This window comes from Paenibacillus sp. FSL H3-0321, assembly GCF_038002865.1.
GTDB lineage: Bacteria > Bacillota > Bacilli > Paenibacillales > Paenibacillaceae > Paenibacillus_AQ.
In genome coordinates, this window is sequence record NZ_JBBODH010000001.1 from 6570191 (window position 1) to 6592857 (window position 22667).

The window sequence follows — 22667 nt, forward strand, 5'->3', positions numbered from 1 at the left end:
TGACCGATAGTGTGTACTCTTTCATCTGAATTAGTTACAGAATTCTAGTTCCAGCGATGAAAAGCTTCGGAGCCATTGGCTTGGCAGTTGATCTGGAAAGAAGCTGGAACTAGAATTCACAAAAATCAATTTCTAATTTTGTCAGATTTATTACATGCATAATTTCACGTTCCTATTCATTTTTTAATGCGAATACATCGATTTTTGTGACTCTTCGATAAAAGTTAATGATTGGACTTTATGGACATTGATGGATTGAATATAGTGAGGTGTTGTATTTGTATAAAATGGCATTTGTATTCCCTGGCCAAGGCTCGCAATATGTCGGGATGGGTCAAGCATGGCATTCAGCGTATCCTATCGCACGGGAATTATTCGAGATGGCCAACGATGCTCTTGGTTTCGATCTTAAAAAAATATGTTTCGAGGGAAGCACTCAAATACTTAGAAAGACGGAAATCGCCCAACCCGCAATTTTAACTGTAAGTTTGATTGCCTATCGCATAATACTTCAAGAGGTTGAAATTGTGCAACCCGTCCTTGCGGGGCATAGCCTTGGAGAGATATCGGCGTTATGTGCAGCGGAAGCTATATCGTTTGCCGACGCCGTCAAGCTTGTGCATGCCAGAGGGAAATATATGCAGGAAGCGGTGCCGGAGGGCCGGGGTTCGATGTATGCCGTGGTTGGACTTTCATCAGAGCAAGTGAAGGAGATATGCAGGGAGATTTCGCTAAATATAGGGACCGTCGTGCCATCTAACTATAATGCCAGCAAACAAACTGTAATATCAGGGGTAAAGGGCGCAGTGGAAGAAGCAGCGATTTCCATGAAACATGCAGGTGCGCAAGTGATACCGTTAAAAGTCAGCGCGCCCTTTCACAGTCCACTCATGGAACCGGCCTTAGCTCCGTTTCGCGAATTCTTGGACGGACTTACACTTCATCCTTTGCAGCATCCAGTTGTCTCGAATGTTACGGGGGATTTTTACAAAAGTGAACAGGATATTATTCCGTTGCTCACTGACCAATTAATGAACCCGGTTTTGTGGACGGCTTGCATGAACAGGATGGCAACTCTGCCCGTTCAAGCATTTATCGAGACGGGGCCTCGTGAAACTCTAGGGCCGCTTTTGAAGGAACGTTTTCCAGAAGCGAAGGTATATGCAACAGATTCCATCCATTCGACAATGCAAGATTGTCTTGACAACCTGAGGGGTGATTCGGAGAGAAATCACCTAAGAAGCACGGGTAATCTGATGGATAAATGCTTATCTATTGCCGTATGCACCAAAAATCACAATTCAAATGCGGATGAATATCAAAGAAATGTGATCGGGCCGTATAAGATGATCCAGAGAATGAAGGAAGAAATAACTGTTTCCGGAAAAGAACCAACATTAGAGCAGACAGAGAAAGTCCTACATCTACTTGGGACTATTCTTAAAGGCAAGAAGCTGCCTGTCGATGAGCTGAAATTACGTTTGGAACAGGCGATTAACGAAACAGGTATGCCCGGTTTATTTCAAGGACTGCTGATGTTTTGACTGACTGGTAGAGATATAGATCGAACGCAAAGCTACTCAATGTATTGGAGGTTCAAAAATGGATTCTTTAACCGTTAGGCTTATGGCTTCTAGTGGTAAATACTCGGAGGCCGTTGATTATTGGCTTGAACAGCTTGCGGAATCTCCCGCACCAACAACCCTCTCTCTAGGCAGAGAAAGCGTTATAGCCGGCCAGTCGTTCCGACAGGTTGAGCAGCAACTTTCGAATGAGACCTTACATCGTGTAGAGTCGCTATCTAAAAACTCGGAACAGGCAATGTTCATGGTCTTAATGTCCGGAACGCTGTTGTTTCTTTCCCGGTATCTGAATCTTACGGATTTATTAGTAGGTATGCCTCCACTGAAAAAAAAAGGAAGCGAAGAAGTTGCTTCGGCTGTATTGCCGATTCGAATCCAAATCCGCTCTGAGAGTACTTTCAGGGACGTGCTAATCCAGGTGCGCAATGGCTTAACGGAAGCCGCCAAACATCAGAAATTTCCCCATCCTTACATAGCCGAGAAAACCGGGCTGCCTATGAACCGTAACGAGTTATTGCGTTTCGGTACGATTGTCTCACTTAACAGCATTCACCAAACGATTGACCCTATCCTCTCTGAATGTCTCATACACATATCTTTTCAAAAGAAGGACGACACACTTTCATTTGTAATGCATTATGATGCAAGTCGCTATGCTCATGAGAGCCTGATCAGGTTGAAGCAGCAGCTCGCTTACTTCCTTGATTTAATAATGGAACAGATAAATACGCCGCTTGCTCAGATCGATATGGTTTCGGATCAGGAGAAGCAAGAGCTGCTGCATGCGTTCAACGACACGGCGGCGGAGTATCCGCGGGAAGCGACGATCCACGGTCTGTTCGAAAAGCAGGTGGAGAAGACGCCGGATGCGGTGGCGGCCGTGTACGGGGATCAGCAGCTGACCTATGCGGAGCTGAATGCGCGGGCGAACCAGCTGGCGTGGACGCTGCGCGGGCAAGGTGTGGGGCCGGACCGTATCGTGGCGATCCTGATGGATCGCTCGGTGGAGATGCTCGTCGGGATGCTCGGCATCCTGAAGGCCGGCGGGGCGTACTTGCCGATCGATCCGGATTATCCGGCTGAGCGAATCGCCTATACGCTGGCGGACAGCGGAGCGGAGTGGCTGGTGACGACCCGTGACGTCGAGCTTCGGACGCCGGCGCTTCCGTTCGCGGGATGCCGGGTATATGCCTTAGAAACGGAGCCGATGCCCGCGGAGAATCCGCCGCAGGCGACGAAGCCGGAGCATCTGGCCTACGTGATCTATACCTCAGGGACGACCGGAAAGCCGAAAGGGACGATGATTACGCATCGGAACGTGGTACGGCTGTTGTTCAACGACCGCATGGCGTTTGATTTCAACGAACGGGACGTGTGGACGTTGTTCCACTCGTATTGCTTCGATTTTTCGGTATGGGAAATGTACGGAGCGCTGCTTTATGGAGGCAAGCTGGTGGTTGTGCCGCTGATGACGGCGAGGGACCCGGAGCAGATGGTGCGGCTGCTGCGGCAGGAGCGGGTGACGGTGTTGAATCAGACGCCGAGCGCGTTTTATGCGTTGTCAGAGCGGGAAATGGAAGAGGCGGACGCGGAGCTGTGCGTGCGAGCCGTGATCTTTGGCGGAGAAGCGCTGGCGCCGGTCCAGTTGCGGGCATGGCAGCGGAAGTATCCCCATACGGAATTGATCAACATGTACGGGATCACGGAAACGACCGTGCACGTGACGTACAAGAAGCTTGGAGAGGCGGAGATCACAAACGGCATCAGCAACATCGGCAAGCCGCTCCCGACGCTGCGGGCCTATATTCTCGGCGAAGGGCAGCAACTGCAGCCGATGGGCGTCGCGGGGGAGCTGTGCATCACGGGCGACGGACTGGCACGGGGTTATTTAAACCGGCCGGAATTGACGGCGGAGAAATTCGTAGACAACCCGTTCGAGCCGGGGACGCGGATGTACCGGACCGGCGATTTGGCGAGATGGCTGCCGGACGGCAACCTGGAGTACCTGGGCCGGATCGACCACCAAGTGAAGATCCGCGGCTACCGGATCGAGTGCGGGGAGATCGAGGCGCATCTCATGGCGCATGCGCAGATCCGCGAAGCGGTGGTCATGGCCCGCGAGGATGAGCAAGGGCAGGCATACTTGTGCGCGTATCTCGTAAGTGAAGAAGCGGTTCCGGTACCGGAGCTGCGGGCGCAACTGGCAACACAGCTGCCGGATTACATGATCCCGTCCTACTTTGTGGAGCTGGAGAAGCTGCCGCTGACCCCTAACGGCAAAGTCGACCGCAAGGCGCTGCCGGAGCCGGACCGGGAGGCGTACAGCGAAGGCTATGAAGCGCCGCGGGATGCGCTGGAGACGCAATTGGCGGAGCTGTTCGCAGAGGTGCTGGGGGTAAACGAAGTCGGCATCGGCGATTCGTTCTTTGAGCGCGGCGGTCACTCGCTGAAAGCGATGACGCTGGTGTCGCGCATTCATCAGCAGCTGGCGGTGGAGCTGCCGCTGCGGGAGCTGTTCGCACGCCCGACGGTGAAGGCGTTGGCGGTCTATGTGCGCAGCACGGAGGAAAGCGGCTACGGCCGGATCGAGCCGGCAGCGGCGCAGGCATCGTACCCGCTGTCTTCGGCGCAGCGGCGGCTATACGTGCTGCATGAGGTGGAGCCGGAGAGCACGCGCTACAACATGCCGGGGGTTATGGAGCTAACAGGGCAGGTGGATGCGGATCGGCTGGAGGAAGCGATTTGCTCGGTTATCGCCCGTCACGAATCGCTGCGCACGTCGTTCACGTGGATCGACGGCGAACCGAGACAACAGGTACACGAAGACGTGGTGTTTGAATGGGTATGCCGGGATGCAGATGAAGGGCAAGCCCCGGAACTCATCCGGAATTTTGTGCAACCGTTCGCACTGGGTCAGGCGCCGCTGCTGCGGGCCGGGCTGCTGCGACTGGCGGAGGAGCGCCATTGGCTGGTGTGGGACATGCATCATATCGTCTCGGACGGCGTGTCGATGAACCTTCTGGTGTCAGACTTCATGGCGGCGTATGCTGGCGGGGAGCTGGCGCCGCTGCGGATCCAGTACAAGGATTACGCGGTCTGGCAGCAGAGCACGCTCGGGGTGGAGCGGATGCAAGGGCATGAGGCGTACTGGCTGTCGGTCTATGCGGAGGAAGCGCCGGTGCTGGAGCTGCCGGCTGACCGGACGCGTCCGGCGGTGCCAAGCAGTGAAGGCGGGCAGGTTCATGCGCAGATCAGCGCGGACGTAGCCGAGGGGCTGAAGCAGATTGCCGCAGAGACCGGAGCCACGCTGTACATGGTGCTGCTGGCTGCCTATAACGTGTGGCTGCACAAGTACACGGGGCAGACCGACATCGTGGTTGGCACGCCGGTGTCGGGGCGGACGCATGCAGATACGGAGCCGATGATCGGGATGTTTGTGAATACGCTGGCGCTGCGCAACGCCCCGTCCGGGGAGAAGCGGTTTATGGACTTTTTGCGCGAAGTGAAGGAGCGGACGCTGGCGGCGTTTGAGCATCAGGACTATCCGTTCGAGGAACTGGTAGAGAAGCTGAACGTACGGCGCGATATGAGCCGCAACCCCATGTTTGACACGATGCTGGTACTGCAGAACATGGAGCAGGCGCGCTTTACCCTGGCGGATGTTGACGTTCGTCCGGTCGAGCTGAACCACCGGGCGACGAAGTTCGATCTGACGCTAAACGTCGCGGAGAGTGAGCAAGGACTTCAGCTGTTGCTGGAATACAGCTGCGCACTGTTCAACGAGGAGACAGCCGGGCGGTACCTGATGCACTTTGTGCAGCTCTTGTCGCAAATCACCGGGCAGCCGGAAGCAAGCATTGGGTCGTATGAGCTTGTCACGCCAGAGGAGAAGCAACAGCTGCTGCACGGGTTCAACGACACGGCAGCGGAGTATCCGTGGGAAGCGACGATCCACGGTCTGTTCGAAGAGCAGGTGGAGAAGACGCCGCATGCGGTGGCGGTAGTGTACGGGGATCAGCAGCTGACCTATGCGGAGCTGAATGCGCAGGCGAATCAGCTGGCGTGGACGCTGCGCGGGCAAGGTGTGGGGCCGGACCGTATCGTGGCGATCCTGATGGATCGCTCGGTGGAGATGCTCGTCGGGGTGCTCGGCATCCTGAAGGCCGGCGGGGTGTACTTGCCGATCGATCCGGCGCTGCCGGCCGAACGCATCCGGTATATGCTCGGGGACAGCGGCGCGGGGGTACTGCTGATTCAGCCTGGCCTGGATCCATGCGGATTTGAGGGCACGGTGCTGGACCTGGCGGAAGCCGGGCAAGCACCGGCCGGGGTGAATTTCGCACTTCACGCAACGTCGGGCGAGTTGGCGTATGTGATCTATACCTCGGGGACAACAGGAAACCCCAAAGGGGTCATGATTGAGCATCGCTCGGTGGTTAACTTCATCACAGGGATGACGAGAGTGATTCCATTCGCTCCGGCGAAGTCGATTTTATTTGCGACCACACTGTCATTCGACATCTCGGTGGTGGAGACGCTGCTAGCGTTGACGCAAGGCATGCGGGTCGTGGCAGCGAGCGAAGAACAGCAGAAGGACCCTCAGCAGCTGGCGGTGCTGATCGAACGCCAGCGCATTGGCATGGTGCAGATGACGCCGTCGCGGCTGAAGATGCTGTTGTCGGCGGGCTGCGTGGCGTGGCTTGAAGGCGTAACGGAAATACTAGTCGGCGGGGAGGCATGGACGGACGATCTGCTGGCTGATTTGCAAAGCAAATCGAAGGCCGCGCTGTTCAATATGTACGGTCCGACGGAGACGACGATTTGGTCAGCGGTGCGGGAAGCGACCGTCGACCAGACAGTGACCGTCGGGGGACCGATCGCCAATACGCAGCTGTACATTGTAAGTGACAACCGGCAGCTGCAGCCGATAGGCGTCGCGGGGGAGCTGTGCATCGCGGGGGACGGACTGGCACGGGGTTACTTCAACCGGCCGGAGCTGACGGCGGAGAAATTCGTAGACAACCCGTTCGAGCCGGGGACACGGATGTACCGGACCGGCGATTTGGCGAGATGGCTGCCGGACGGCAATCTGGAGTACCTGGGCCGGATCGACCATCAAGTGAAGATCCGCGGCTACCGGATCGAGTGCGGGGAGATCGAGATGCAGCTCATGGCGCATGCGCAGATCCGCGAAGCGGTGGTCATGGCCTGCGAGGACGAGCAAGGGCAGGCATACTTGTGCGCATATCTTGTAAGCGACGAATCCGTTCCGGTACCGGAGCTGCGGGCGCATCTGGCGGCACAGCTGCCGGATTACATGATCCCGTCCTACTTTGTGGAGCTGGAGAAGCTGCCGCTGAACTCTAACGGCAAGGTGGACCGGAAGGCACTGCCGGCGCCGGACCGGGAGGCGTACAGCGAAGGCTATGAAGCGCCGCGGGATGCACTGGAGACGCAATTGGCGGAGTTGTTCGCAGAGGTGCTGGGGGTAAACGAAGTCGGCATCGGCGATTCGTTCTTTGAGCGCGGCGGTCACTCGCTGAAAGCGATGACGCTGGTGTCGCGCATTCATCAGCAGCTGGCGGTGGAGCTGCCGCTGCGGGAGCTGTTCGCACGCCCGACGGTGAAGGCGTTGGCGGTCTATGTGCGCAGCACGGAGGAAAGCGGCTACGGCCGGATCGAGCCGGCAGAGGCGCAGGCATCGTACCCGCTGTCTTCGGCGCAGCGGCGGCTATACGTGCTGCATGAGGTGGAGCCGGAGAGCACGCGCTACAACATGCCGGGGGTTATGGAGCTAACAGGGCAGGTGGATGCGGATCGGCTGGAGGAAGCGATTTGCTCGGTTATCGCCCGTCACGAATCGCTGCGCACGTCGTTCACGTGGATCGACGGCGAACCGAGACAACAGGTGCACGAAGACGTGGCGTTTGAATGGGTATGCCGGGATGCAGATGAAGTGCAAGCCCGGGAGCTCGTCCGGAACTTCGTGCGGCCGTTCGCGTTGGATCAGGCGCCGCTGCTGCGCATCGAACTGTTGCGGCTGGCGGAGGAGCGCCATTGGCTGGTGTGGGACATGCACCATATCGTGTCGGACGGCGTGTCGATGAACCTTCTGGTGTCGGACTTCATGGCGGCGTATGCCGGCGAGGAGCTGGCGCCGCTGCGGATCCAGTACAAGGACTACGCGGTCTGGCAGCAGGGTACGCTTGGGGTCGAGCGGATGGAGGCGCATGAGGCATACTGGCTGTCGGCCTATGCGGAGGAAGCGCCGGTGCTGGAGCTGCCGGCCGACCGGACGCGTCCGGCGGTGTTAAGCAGTGAAGGCGGACGGGTATACACCGAAGTGAACGCCGAGACGGCAGAGGCCCTAAAACGAATCGCGGCAGAGACCGGAGCCACGCTGTACATGGTGCTGCTGGCCGCCTATAACGTGTGGCTGCACAAGTACACAGGGCAAAGCGACATTGTGGTCGGGACGCCGGTGTCGGGACGGACGCATGGGGATACGGAGCCGATGATCGGAATGTTCGTGAACACGCTGGCGCTGCGCAACGCCCCGTCCGGGGAGAAGCGGTTTATGGACTTCGTGCGTGAGGTGAAGGAGCGGACGCTGGCGGCGTTTGAGCATCAGGACTATCCGTTCGAGGAACTGGTAGAGAAGCTGAACGTACGGCGCGATATGAGCCATAACCCCTTGTTTGACACGATGCTGGTGCTGCAGAACATGGAGCAGGCGCGATTTGGCCTGGCGGATGTTGACGTTCGTCCGGTCGAGCTGAACCACCGGGCGACGAAGTTCGATCTGACGCTAAACGTCGCGGAGGGTGATCAAGGACTTCAGCTGTTGCTGGAATACAGCTGTGCACTGTTCAACGGGGAGACAGCCGGGCGGTACCTGATGCACTTTGTGCAGCTCTTGTCGCAAATCACCGGGCAGCCGGAAGCAAGGATTGGCTCGATATCGCTTGTCACGGCGGAGGAAAAGCAACAACTGCTGCATACGTTCAACGACACGGCGGCGGAGTATCCGCAGGAAGCGACGATCCACGGTTTGTTCGAAGCCCAGGTGGAGAAGACGCCGGATGCGGTGGCGGCCGTGTACGGGGATCAGCAGCTGACCTATGCGGAGCTGAACGCGCGGGCGAACCAGCTGGCGTGGACGCTGCGCGGGCAAGGTGTGGGGCCGGACCGTATCGTGGCGATCCTGATGGATCGCTCGGTGGAGATGCTCGTCGGGATGCTCGGCATCCTGAAGGCCGGCGGGGCGTACTTGCCGATCGATCCGGATTATCCGGCTGAGCGAATCGCCTATACGCTGGCGGACAGCGGAGCGGAGTGGCTGGTGACGACCCGTGACGTCGAGCTTCGGACACCGGCGCTTCCGTTTGCGGGATGCCGGGTATATGCCTTAGAAACGGAGCTGATGCCGGCGGAGAATCCGCCGCAGGCGACGAAGCCGGAGCATCTGGCCTACGTGATCTATACCTCAGGGACGACCGGAAAGCCGAAAGGGACGATGATTACGCACCGGAACGTGGTGCGGCTGTTGTTCAACGACCGCATGACGTTTGATTTCAACGAGCGGGACGTGTGGACGTTGTTCCACTCGTATTGCTTCGATTTTTCGGTATGGGAAATGTACGGAGCGCTGCTTTATGGAGGCAAGCTGGTGGTTGTGCCGCTGATGACGGCGAGGGACCCGGAGCAGATGGTGCGGCTGCTGCGGCAGGAGCGGGTGACGGTGTTGAATCAGACGCCGAGCGCGTTTTATGCGTTGTCAGAGCGGGAAATGGAAGAGGCGGACGCGGAGCTGTGCGTGCGAGCCGTGATCTTTGGCGGAGAAGCGCTGGCGCCGGTCCAGTTGCGGGCATGGCAGCGGAAGTATCCCCATACGGAATTGATCAACATGTACGGGATCACGGAAACGACCGTGCACGTGACGTACAAGAAGCTTGGAGAGGCGGAGATCACAAACGGCATCAGCAACATCGGCAAGCCGCTCCCGACGCTGCGGGCCTATATTCTCGGCGAAGGGCAGCAACTGCAGCCGATGGGCGTCGCGGGGGAGCTGTGCATCACGGGCGACGGACTGGCACGGGGTTATTTAAACCGGCCGGAATTGACGGCGGAGAAATTCGTAGACAACCCGTTCGAGCCGGGGACGCGGATGTACCGGACCGGCGATTTGGCGAGATGGCTGCCGGACGGCAACCTGGAGTACCTGGGCCGGATCGACCACCAAGTGAAGATCCGCGGCTACCGGATCGAGTGCGGGGAGATCGAGGTGCGGCTTCTGGCGCATGCGCAGATCCGCGAAGCGGTGGTCATGGCCCGCGAGGACGAGCAAGGGCAGGCATACTTGTGCGCGTATCTCGTGAGTGACGAAGCTGTTCCGGTTGTAGAACTACGGGCGCACCTGGCGGTACAGCTGCCGGAATACATGATTCCGTCTTATTTTGTGGAGCTGGAGAAGCTGCCGCTGAACTCTAACGGCAAGGTGGAGCGCAAGGCGCTGCCGGCGCCGGAATCGGCGCATACCGGCAGCGTCTACGAAGCGCCAAGCACGCCGACGCAGCGGCAACTGGCGGAGATTTGGCAGGAAGTGCTGGGAGCGGAGCAGGTCGGCGTCCACGATAACTTCTTTGTGCTGGGCGGCGACTCGATCAAGGCGATCCGCCTCGTCAGCCGGATGAATCGCGACATGGAGGCGGCCCTCCCGTTAAAAGATGTGTACCTGCATCAGACCATCGGAGAGTTGGCTGAGCTTTTGGCGCAGGAGCACAAGCCGAACCGGCAGCTGGAGTCGGGGCGGGAGATGCTGGAGCAGATGAAGCGGCGCATCATGGAGGATTCCGAGCAGGCGAAGCACCTGCCAGAGGATTACGAGGACGTGTATCCGCTTAGCAAAATTCAACAGAGCATGGTGTTCTACTCAAGATTGCGGCCGGAGGAGCCGATTTACCACGATCAGTTCTTATATCATTTCAAAATCGTTTCGGTAGAACAGTTCGCAGAAGCGCTGCAGCGGTTATCCGACAAGCATCCGATTCTGCGTACCACCTTCGATCTCACGCATTTCGAGGAAGAGGTCCAGCTTGTGCACGACCGGATCGTGCCAGAGTTTTCGGTGGAAGATGTCTCCTCACTTAGCCGGGAGGAGCAGGAGCGCGTCATCCGTGCGCATATCGATCAGGACCAGCGCAACTTGTTCCGGTTCGACGGCGAGGTGCTGTGGCGAGTTCGTTTGTTCCGGCTGAACGTACGCTACGATTATTGCATGGTGTTTACGTTCCACCATGCGATTCTGGACGGATGGAGCGTGGCGTCCTTTCAGCAGGAGTTTGCAGGCATTTATCAGCAGCTGCTGCAGGGAGAGCCGGCGGAGGTCAAGCCGCTGGATAGCAATTACAAGGATTATGTGGCCATCAACCGGTTCCGGGAGAGTGACGAGGAGAGCCGGCAGTATTGGATCCGCGAATTGGCGGGGTATACCCGCAACAAGCTGCCGTTTAACTACGCGGGCAAGAAGAGGGACCGCGGAGCGGCCAGCAAAATTTACCGCAGGCCACTGAGCAGCACGCTGCTGGGAGCCTTGAAGCGGCAGGCGAAGCGGCACGGTTGTACCGTCAAGGAGCTGTGCTTGAGCGCGCACGTGTATTTGCTGGGCATCCTGACGACGGAGGAAGAGATTGTCACGGGCGTGGTCAGCCACGACCGGCCGGCCATCGAAGATGCAGACAAAGTATTAGGCTGCTTCCTCAATACGGTGCCGATCCGCATGGGGCTAGCGCGCGAAGTGTCCAAGCGGGAACTGGTGAACCGTACAAAACGGCAGCTTGGGCAAATGAAGGCGCATGAACTGTTTCTGGCCGACATTGCCCAGGCAATTGGTGAAGTGTCGAGCCCGTCCGTCAACCCGATCTTCGATACGCTATTTAACTATACGGATTTCCATGTGCTGGAGGAGATGGGGCCGGGGCAAGAGTTGGCATCGGAGATGGCGGCGCTGAGCTTGGAAGCAAACGAAATGACGAATACGTGGTTTGATCTGGAAGTATCGCAATACTTTAACAGGCTGAACATGCAGATCAAATATGCGCCAGCTTATTTTGAGGATCAGGAGATCGAAACGGCGTTCGTTTGGTACGAACGAATCCTTGAGGCCCTATGTGACGAGGAGACCGATATCTTGTCGGTAGAGCGCCTGATGGCGACTGCGGAACGGCAAGCGATCGTGTACGAATGGAACCGGACGGATATGCCGTACGCAGCAGAGAAGACGCTGCACCAACTGTTCGAGGAACAAGCGGCGAGGACACCCGGGCGGACCGCTTTAAACTGGAACGGCCAGCCATTGACCTACCGGGAGCTGGACGAGCGGTCGAACCGGTTGGCGCGGCGGCTGCGGGCCCAGGGGGTGAAACTCAATGATCATGTCGGGCTGATGACCGGGCGGGGTTTTGAGATGATCATCGGTATGCTGGCGATTCTGAAAGCCGGCGCGGCGTATGTACCGATGGATCCGGACTACCCGCAAAGCCGGATCGCACATATGATCAGCCATGCGGGAGTAAGCGTCGTTGTCGTCGATCAGGCGTATGCAGAAGCGCCTGTGCTATTCGTCGACAGCCGGGACCCTTCGCTGATTGAGCATTCCAGTGAGGCGCTTCGCCTTGCCAAAGATTCGCACGAGTTGGCGTACATTATTTACACCTCTGGCTCAACCGGAGAGCCGAAGGGCGTCATGATTGAGCATCATTCGGCCGTGAACCTGGTCAGCTGGGTCAATCAGGAATGTGGCGTGCATGAGGAAGACCGGCTGTTGTTCATCACGTCGATGTGCTTCGACTTGTCGGTGTATGACATTTTCGGACCGCTGGCGGCAGGTGCCCAGATTGTGATTGCAAGCCGGGAGCAGGTGCAGGATCCTAAGCAGATGCAGCAGTTGCTGGAAGAGGAAGCCATTACGATTTGGGACTCGGTGCCGACGACGCTGAATCATGTGCTGCATGGCCTAGAGGAACAGGAGGAGGCGATCAGCCAGAAGGCTTTACGGCTGGCGCTGGTGAGCGGGGACTGGATTCCGGTCGATTTGGCGGAACGCGCGAAGGCATACTTCCCGAACGTCCAAGTGATAGGACTTGGGGGTGCGACGGAAGCCACCGTATGGTCTAACTACTATCCGATCCAGGAAGTTACGGCGGATCAAACGGGCATTCCGTACGGAAAGCCGCTGGCGAACAATACCTTCTATATTCTGGACGCAGGTCGGCATCCGGTGCCGTACGGGGTGGCCGGCGAGCTGTATATCGGGGGAGTGGGCGTAGCCAGAGGCTATTTGAACGATCCGGCGAAGACCAGCGCATCGTTTATGGCCAATCCGTTTGTGCCGCAGGGGCGGATGTACCGGACGGGAGACATGGGGCGCATGCTGCCGGACGGCAATATGGAATTTCTGGGGCGCCAAGATTACCAGGTGAAGATCCGCGGCTACCGGGTGGAACTGGGAGAAATCGAGAACCAGTTGCTGAAGCATGAGGCGGTCCGCGAAGCAGTGGTGATCGCCCGTGAGGATGCGGCCGGCGGGAAATACTTGTGCGCGTACATGGTGCTGCAGGAGGAGACGGCTTCGGCGGAGATTCGGGAGCACCTCGGGCGGGCACTGCCGTCCTATATGATACCGGGATACATGATGCCGATGGAGCGCTTGCCGCTGACCCCTAACGGCAAGCTGAACCGTAAAGCGTTGCCAGAGCCGGATGCCAGAATGCATTCGGAAGAACGGTATGAGGCAGCGAGTACCGAGACGGAACGGAAGCTGCTTGGGATTTGGCAGGACGTGCTTGGCGTAGAGAACATCGGGATGCGCGACGACTTTTTTGCGATTGGTGGGCATTCGCTGCGGGCAACCACGCTGGTGTCCAAAATCCAGAAGACGATGAACGTAGAGCTGACGCTGCAGGACGTATTCCGACTGCCGACGATCAAGGAGCAGGCGCGGAAGATCGAGGGGATGTCGAAGATGGCATACAGCGCCATCGAACCGGCGAAACCGGGCAAGGATTATCCGCTGTCTTCGGCGCAGCGGCGGCTATACGTGCTGCATGAGGTGGAGCCGGAGAGCACGCGCTACAACATGCCGGGAGTCGTGGAGCTAACAGGGAAAATTGATGCGGATCGGCTGGAACAAGCGGTTCGTTCGGTTATCGCCCGTCACGAATCGCTACGCACGTCGTTCACGTGGATCGACGGCGAACCGCGGCAACAGGTGCACGAAGACGTGGCGTTGGAATGGGTATGCCGGGATGCAGATGAAGCGCAGGCGCGGGAACTCACCCGGAGCTTCGTACGGCCGTTCGAACTGAGTCAGGCGCCGCTGCTGCGGACCGGGCTGCTGCGGACCGGGCTGCTGCGGCTGGCGGAGGAGCGCCATTGGCTGGTGTGGGATATGCATCATATCGTGTCGGACGGCGTGTCGATGAACCTTCTGGTGTCGGACTTCATGGCGGCGTATGCCGGTGAGGAGCTGACGCCGCTGCGGATTCAGTACAAGGACTACGCGGTCTGGCAGCAGGGTACGCTCGGGGTGGAGCGGATGCAAGGGCATGAGGCGTACTGGCTGTCGGTCTATGCGGAGGAAGCACCGGTGCTGGAGCTGCCGGCCGACCGGAGGCGTCCAGCGGTGCCAAGCAGTGAAGGCGGACGGGTATACACCGAAGTGAACGCCGAGACGGCAGAGGCCCTAAAACGAATCGCGGCAGAGACCGGAGCCACGCTGTACATGGTACTGCTGGCCGCCTATAACGTGTGGCTGCACAAGTACACGGGGCAGACCGACATCGTGGTCGGGACGCCGGTGTCGGGGCGGACGCATGGTGATACGGAGCCGATGATCGGAATGTTCGTGAACACGCTGGCGCTGCGCAACGCCCCGTCCGGGGAGAAGCGGTTTATGGACTTCGTGCGCGAGGTGAAGGAGCGGACGCTGGTGGCGTTCGAGCATCAGGACTATCCGTTCGAGGAACTGGTAGAGAAGCTGAACGTGCGGCGCGATAGGAGCCGCAACCCGCTGTTTGACACGATGCTGGTGCTGCAGAACATGGAGCAGGCGCGCTTTACCCTGGCGGATGTTGACGTTCGTCCGGTCGAGCTAAATCACCTGGCGACGAAGTTTGACTTAACGCTGAACGTTGCGGAGAGTGATCAAGGACTTCAACTGATGCTGGAATACAGCTGCGCGCTGTTCAACGAGGAGACGGCAGGGCGGTACCTGATGCACTTCATGCAGCTCTTGTCGCAAATCACCGGGCAGCCGGAGGCAAGCATCGGCTCGTATGAGCTTGTCACGCCAGAGGAGAAGCAACAGCTGCTGCACGGGTTCAACGACACGGCGGCGGAGTATCCGCGGGAAGCGACAATTCACGGTCTGTTCGAGGAACAGGTGAAGAAGACGCCGCATGCGGTGGCGGCCGTGTACGGGGAACAGCAGCTCACCTATACGGAGCTGAATGCGCGGGCGAATCAGCTGGCGTGGACGCTGTGCGGGCAAGGTATGGGGCCGGACCACATCGTGGCGATCCTGATGGAACGCTCGGTGGAGATGATCGTCGGGGTGCTCGGCATCCTGAAAGCCGGCGGGGCGTACTTGCCGATCGATCCGGCCTATCCGGCAGAGCGCATCCAATACATGCTGGAGGACAGCGGCAGTCAGTGGCTGATAGGCGATGAGGCGCTGCTGGCGGAAACTGCCTTTGCGGGAGCGAAGCTGGGACTGACGATAGCAAAGGCCGAAACCGCTGCGACCGGTACAATGTCTGTCGGTGAAAGCAGCAGTATCGATGGCTGCAATTTAGAAGCGGTCAGCGGGCCGGAGAACCTGGCATACGTCATCTACACTTCAGGCTCGACGGGGCGGCCCAAAGGAGTGATGGCCGAGCACCGGAGTGTGGCCAACTTGACGTCCATGTTTCAACGTACGCTGCAGATTACCGGAGATGACCGGATTCTCCAATTTGCATCGCTCTCGTTCGATGCCTCTCTATCGGAAATCGTGATGAGCCTGTGCAGCGGGGCGCAACTGCATATAGTGCCGGTGGAAGTGATCCATCACCTCGGGGAGTTCGAGCAGTACATCCGGGAAAACGGCATTACAGTAATCACTCTGCCGCCGGCGTACTTAACACGGATGCATCCGGAGCAGGTCCGCCCGTTGAGAACGGTCATCACGGCGGGCTCGGCCTGTCCGCAGGAGGTGGTGCGGAAGTGGAGTCCTTACGTCAACTTAATCAATGCGTACGGGCCGACGGAAACGACGGTGTGCGCCACGATGTGGCCGGCAGACGAGGCGGAAGAAGAGATGGGAATCGTTCCGATCGGTAAACCGGTGTCCAATGTGCGGGTGTATATTCTGGATCAGGAAGGCCGGTTACTGCCCATGGGTGTGCCGGGCGAAATCTGTCTCACGGGAGCCGGCGTGGCCCGGGGCTATCTGAACCGGCCGGACCTGACAGCGGAGAAGTTCGTAGACAACCCGTTCGAGCCGGGGATGCGGATGTACCGGACCGGGGATTTGGCGAGATGGCTGCCGGACGGCAACCTGGAGTACCTGGGCAGGACCGACCATCAAGTGAAGATCCGCGGCTACCGGATCGAGTGCGGGGAGATCGAGGCGCAGCTTCAGGCGCATGGGCATATCCGTGAAGCTGTCGTAGTCGACCGGAAGGACGAGCAAGGGCAGGCATATCTATGCGCTTATCTGGTTTGCAGCATGCCGCTGACTGTAGCCCAAATACATGCTCACCTGTCCAGACATCTGCCGGACTATATGATCCCGTCCTATTTTGTGGAATTGGACCATATTCCGCTCAATAATAACGGCAAAGTGAACCGAACACTTCTGCCTGTTCCAGATGTGGCCATGCATGATCAAGAAGAAAAACTACCGCCTGCTACTGAGATTGAGTCTGGAATTTTGAAAGTATGGCAAGAGGTTCTTCACAAAGACGACATCGGGGTTACGGATAACTTCTTCCATGTGGGTGGTAACTCATTGCGCATTATGGATATATATTCCAAACTAGAGCAAAAGTATCCGGGCGTACTTGTTGTAGCGGATTTGTTCGGAAACCCGAACGTGCGTCAATTGGCTCAGTATATCGAAACGGTCCATGTGCAAAAACATGCATCTACATGGAAGCACCTCCCCCTCGCCTTCCCAACGTCAGGTATGGCCGAGCAAGGAGTCTACATTCCTGGCGATGTATTGCGCTTTGAGCTCTCGGAACGAACGAGTCAAAGCTTGGAACGCATTTCGGGTCACTACAGTATTCAAAAGATGTCTGTGCTGTTGACCGCTTTTGCATATTTAATGTCGGAATACGCACATACAGAAACGGTTACTTTGCCTTGCTTGATAGAAGGCGGCGATGTATGCCGGGTTGAGGTTTCGTTCCGGGAAGCCGAAGAGTTGGAGGAAGTTTTTGCAATAGTAGACGGATACCTGAAAACGGAAGGGCGATTTCATTGGGACCAGGTGAAGTATGCTGCTTATGAGCCGCAAGAAGGCCAAATCCTTTGTGCATTTACAGGCGCTGACCCATTGCCGTCAGGCTTTGCAAAGCAGTTTGATCTCGTGCTCAATTGTGGAGAGGCTGGCATTGTCCAGTCCATGACATGTGAGTACAACCAGGGCCGGATTTTACAAGCGTCTGTAGAGAGGCTGCTTCGCCAGTTCATAAGCTTATTGGCTAAAATGCTGGAACAATGCGAAAAAAAGGTCGGTCTGTAAGAGACGTGAAGTGAACAGGAGAAGAGAGGAGAAGAGAAGGCAAGCGAAGGTCCTTCTCTTCTGTTCTACCAATTATACATCAGTGTAAGTTTCGAATTGGAGGGCGCAATGTGAAAAAAAAACTAGTCGACTTCGATACTTCCGAAGTGCTATCAACGAACGAGAATATCAAGTTTGAACAAATCTCAAGTAAGGATATTGCAGTGATTGGTGTATCCTGTCAGATTGGGAGCGCAAAAAATACAAATGAATTTTGGAATTGTATGGTTGAAGGGAAGAGTCTAATCGAAGAAATTCCGCAAACACGCAAAAAAGATATTACAGATGTGCTAAAGCAAAGCGGCATTGCTCCTCAGGAATTTAAGAAAGCTACTTATCTTGGTAACATCGACACGTTCGATTATAAGTTTTTTTCTCTGCCGGCTATTGAGGCTCAATTAATGGATCCACACCAACGGCTCTTTCTGGAGACTGTCTATGCCACCATGGAGGATGCGGGATATGGGGGGAGGGAGCTCGTTGGCAGCGAAACCGGAGTATTCGTCGGATTATCAAGCGAAGGGCTCAATGAATACAAAGCACTCGCGCAAATGTCCGCTCCGGAGCTTGTGGGTCTGACAACTTCAGGTAATCTAAAATCGATTATTGCCGGGAGGATTTCCTATATATTTGATTTTAAAGGCCCCAGCAGTTTGGTGGATACTGCATGCTCTTCATCTTTGTCTGCACTTCATTTGGCATGCCGCTCTATTCGCGCAGGCGAATGCAATACTGCGATAGCGGGAAGCGTCAGAATCAATATGTTACCGGCCAGTCAGGCGAATGACTACAAAATGGGAACTGAATCCTCAGACGGGTACACGCGAACATTCGATGCAGAATCGGATGGAACAAATACTGCAGAGGGAGTTGCGGCTGTTCTGTTGAAACCACTGCATCAAGCGATGCTGGATCATGATCATATCTATGCGGTCGTTAAGGGCAGCGCATGGAATCAAGATGGAAGCTCGGTAGGACTAACAGCACCGAATCCAGCCGCACAGGAGCGGGTTATTCTAAGAGCATGGCAAGATGCGGGAATCGATCCCGAATCCATCTCCTATCTGGAAGCCCATGGTACGGCAACAAAGCTGGGAGATCCTATCGAAATCCAAGGGATACACAATGCATTCCGCAAGCATACCTCAAAGATGCAATTTTGCGCCATCGGTTCTGTCAAAACGAATATCGGTCATTTGGATCATGCAGCGGGAATCGCTGGTTTTATTAAGGCCGTGCTGGCCTTAGAGCATCAACAAATTCCACCGATGCTGCATTTTAAACAACCTAATCCTAATATTTCGTTTATTAATTCGCCCGTTTATATTGCAGACCGGTTAATCGAGTGGGAGCGTTCACCAGGTTCAAAAAGAAGATGCGGGGTAAGTTCGTTCGGTTTAAGCGGAACGAATTGCCATGTCGTATTAGAGGAGGCTCCTGAACGAACAGAGGCTTCCCCTGACAATTTGCATCATATTTTCACCTTATCTGCCATGGAACAAACGAACCTGTTAGATATGGTAAACAGATATATACTTTTCCTATCGAGTTCTGCCGGCCAGCATAGAATCGGGGATATTTGCTACACAGTTAATACGGGGAGAGGCCACTACGCTCACCGCTTGGTGCTGAAGGCATGCAGCATAGAAGAACTGCTTCAGCAATTGGAGCGATTTCTAAAAACCCCATTCGTTACGATGGAAGAGCATCATATTTATTACGGCAGCCATAACGTCAGCGCTAACAAAGCCACCTGGCCGAATTATGAAACTGCATCCGGTTCCGCTTCCGAGCACGTCAAAGAACTTCTGTCCAATATTAGCAAAGATTCGTCCGGTGCGGGAAGAACGTTTCATGATTTCGCTCAGGCTTATACACAAGGAACAGAGATGAATTGGAAACTGTTATATCCGACACGTTCTTACAATAAAGTCAGTGTGCCGACCTACAGCTATTCGAAAAGCAGATGCTGGATCAACATTCCGGAGAAGCATACACAGCCTGTTGAGAGACGTGAGACTTTAACATCCGTGCATGAAGAGGAGTATTGTTATTACCAGCCAAAATGGGTGCCCCAAAGTATTAATGACAAACTCCCGGAACCCATTGACGGGATGACGGTTTTCTTTCGAACAACGGCTCCGGTTTGCGGCCAGATCTGTACATTGCTGGAAAGACAAAACCGGGATTATATTGAAGTTTATTATGGACCCCAGTACAGCAAAGTAACGGATTATGAATACGTGATTTCAGGCAATGACTCTGACTACCTCTTATTGCTCGAGCAAGTAGGAAAGGTTGGGCATGTCATCCATGCCTTTGATCTCGAAGAACGGCTGCCGCACCATACCTTGGAGCTGCAGGAACGCCTCGTTCGCAGCGTGTACAGCTTGGCTTCTTTATCAAAAGCATTGTTCAAGAAGCAGCGAAGACAAGAAACAGTGATTTCTGTCCTTACCCGATTTGCAAATGCCGTGACAGGGGACGAGCCACAGATCGATCCGATCGGTGCCGCTATGCTCGGGATGGCGAAGGTTATTCATCAAGAACATCCGTACCTGTACACTCGCAGCTTTGATTTGGACATAACGATTGAACCTCCCGTAATTGGGCAAATGTTATCATCAATCAGAGAAGCGACAGAATTTGCATACCGCAACGGCGTTAGATATATAGAAAGCTTACAGGCAGCGGATCTTGGAACAACCGAAGCCGTTTCCATTCGCCACAATGGTGTCTATGTCATTACAGGAGGACATGGGGGGATTGGCTTAGAAGTGGCCAAACATTGGGCGAGACAACAGCAAATCTCCATTGCCCTTGTAAGCCGGACGCCCTTGCCGAGCCGTGAAGAATGGAGCTCTATTAAAGCGGGGGATGATCCTAAACGAAAACGCATCATTGAAAGCATAGAAGAAATGGAGAGTCTGGGTTCAACCATACATTCTTACAGCGCGGATGTTACCGATTTCGATCAAATGGACGTGCTGATCCAGCAGATTAGAGCCAGCTTCGGAAATATTAGTGGAATTTTTCATGCTGCAGGCATCGCAGGAGACGGGATGCTGTTCAGGAGAAGCCAAGAGCAAATGGACGCGGTCTTATCTCCTAAAGTAATGGGGACATGGAACTTACACTTGCTTACGAAAGACAATGACCTTGACTTTTTTGTGCTGTGCTCGTCGCTCGCTTCGCTTACTGGGGGAGTGGGTCAAGGGGACTACACGGCTGCCAACAGGTTTATGGATTCATTCGCTTCCTACCGATCCCGATTAGGTATGACGGCTTGTTCTATCAATTGGCCGGCCTGGAAGGAAGTCGGTATGGCTGCTAATTACGGCGTCAAAGAAAGCGATAAAGATATTAGCCATATTACACCTCGTTCTGCGCTGGCTGCACTTGATCAAATCCTATATTCGAATCGGCCCAGAGTGATTCTGGGAGAGATGAATGCTGTACACGCAAATCAAGTAGCGATGAATGGTCAGATTCAGGAACAACCGTTCTTCAAGAACGTACAGCTGGTTGGAAGAGAATCCGGTGAATACACCGAACTTGAGAAATTATTGGCAAGCATTTGGGGAGAACTGTTCGAACGTGATGTGATGAGGGTGGATGACAATTTTTACGACTTGGGGGGACACTCCTTATTGCTTATCCGGGTGGAGGTTGAGCTGGAAAAGCATGGTGTGGCGGTAGACCATTTAAATATTGAACAAGACCGGACGCTTGAGAAAATAGCGGAAACTCTGGAAAACTCGAATTCTAAGGTTGAGGACTGAGTGCGTGTTTGAAGTGAAAGCGGGGAAAAAGGGATGGCAAAAATCATTGAACCGATAGAACCTTTTAACGAAATCTATTATCAAAGCTGCTTGTATAATTCGTTGTTTCCGGTTATACGGCATTTTCAGCTTAGTATATTGCCGTTACTGATTAACGATTGGCTTGTGTATGAAACGGCCCGGACAGGGGAAGGCACTCTTTGCGGAATCTCTTACAGAAGCAATAAGGGTCTTATTGAAGCTCTTGCAGGGCTTGGAATCGCAGTCGAGAAGGAACGGTTTACCGGAACAGTCGTTGACAAAATCAAGAGTGCGGTAGACATGGGGAGACCTGTCGTACTATGGGTTGATTGTTACGAATTGCCGATTCGCAAAGACACTTTTCGGAAGAAGCATTTGCCACACACCATCTTAGTTCATGGATATAATGATTGTACCGGCCATTTTCATATTATTGAACATTTGCAGATGGAGAACCTGTCCTATGATAAAAAAACAATTCGGATGGAAGATTTGGAGCGGGCTTATATTGAATTTGATCATGAATTCAATCAAGGACAAATGAAGCTGGATTCCTACTATGAATTTTATAGACTGAATCAAGCTGCTTCAATGATTTCCGGCGAAGCGGAACAATACCAGGAACTCATTCAGGCAAATATGAATGTAATTACAGAAGGTCTAGACCAGCTGCTGGAAGTGTCGGAGCTGTGGTATGGGAGGTTGATGCAGCAAGCGCACATAGCTATAGATTATGCTGCACAGCAACTCGATAAGCTGAATTCAATCATATTGGCGAAACAAGCGGAGAGCTACAAGCTGAAGCTTTTGCAGATGGAGCAGGAGCCTTTAAGTGCCATTCTACAGAGTATTACTAATGAGTGGAGCATGATTAGAACGATCGTGGGCAAATATGTATACTCCAATCAGTTTAATGTTGAACAATTCGCCGAATTGCCGGATCGAATCAGCAGTATTTACGATGCCGAATTAAAGTTTTACGAAACCTTTTTAATGAAGCGATGAAGAGTACACAGATGAACGGGATTATACAGATCGATGATGGTGTTAACACATACTAGGTCCATACAAAGGAGCGTCTACTATGCATTCCATGGATACGATTACTCAGGAATTGCTTGAAATCATCAATGCTCATCTCTTGCAAAGAGCTGAAGAAGCAGGAAAATCGGGTCAAACTGGATTGCTGACCAGCTTGGAAGGAGACCTGGAGTTGTCCAATTATATTAATTCCCTTGATTTCATCATGATTCTCGTTAATATTGAAAAAAAGTTTAACGTGGTGCTGCAAGGAGACCTGAATATACTAACAGATCGGAGTTTTATCCAAATTGCTGAATTTATTGCAAAAAACAGGAATGATTAATGTTAGCCCTGAAAAAGCTTGTATTTAGGGAAGGGATCTTCAGGGGCTAGGTGCAGTATAAAAATGCAGCGCGTATCCGCTTGGGCTAC

5 protein-coding genes are annotated in these 22667 nt (G+C 54.8%); all 5 read left to right on the forward strand.

The window, feature by feature from the left end:
• The first annotated feature begins 287 nt into the window (after window positions 1-287).
• The gene (fabD, locus tag MHI45_RS28995) at window positions 288-1544 is read left to right on the forward strand and encodes an ACP S-malonyltransferase (RefSeq protein ID WP_256718304.1); all 1257 of its coding nucleotides are present in this window, start codon (window positions 288-290) and stop codon (window positions 1542-1544) included.
• A gap of 82 nt (window positions 1545-1626) precedes the next feature.
• Window positions 1627-17370 carry an amino acid adenylation domain-containing protein gene (locus MHI45_RS29005; protein WP_445667525.1) on the forward strand — a complete coding sequence of 5248 codons (15744 nt, stop codon included), beginning with the start codon at window positions 1627-1629 and terminating at the stop codon, window positions 17368-17370.
• A 110-nt stretch (window positions 17371-17480) separates the two neighbouring features.
• Window positions 17481-21191 carry an SDR family NAD(P)-dependent oxidoreductase gene (locus tag MHI45_RS29010; protein WP_076113264.1) on the forward strand — a complete coding sequence of 1237 codons (3711 nt, stop codon included), beginning with the start codon at window positions 17481-17483 and terminating at the stop codon, window positions 21189-21191.
• A gap of 33 nt (window positions 21192-21224) precedes the next feature.
• Window positions 21225-22217, forward strand: a complete 993-nt coding sequence (locus MHI45_RS29015; protein WP_076113265.1) for a BtrH N-terminal domain-containing protein — start codon at window positions 21225-21227, stop codon at window positions 22215-22217.
• Between the two features lie 79 nt (window positions 22218-22296).
• Window positions 22297-22578, forward strand: coding sequence for a hypothetical protein (locus MHI45_RS29020; RefSeq protein WP_076113266.1), 282 nt, complete (start codon window positions 22297-22299; stop codon window positions 22576-22578).
• Window positions 22579-22667: the final 89 nt, after the last annotated feature.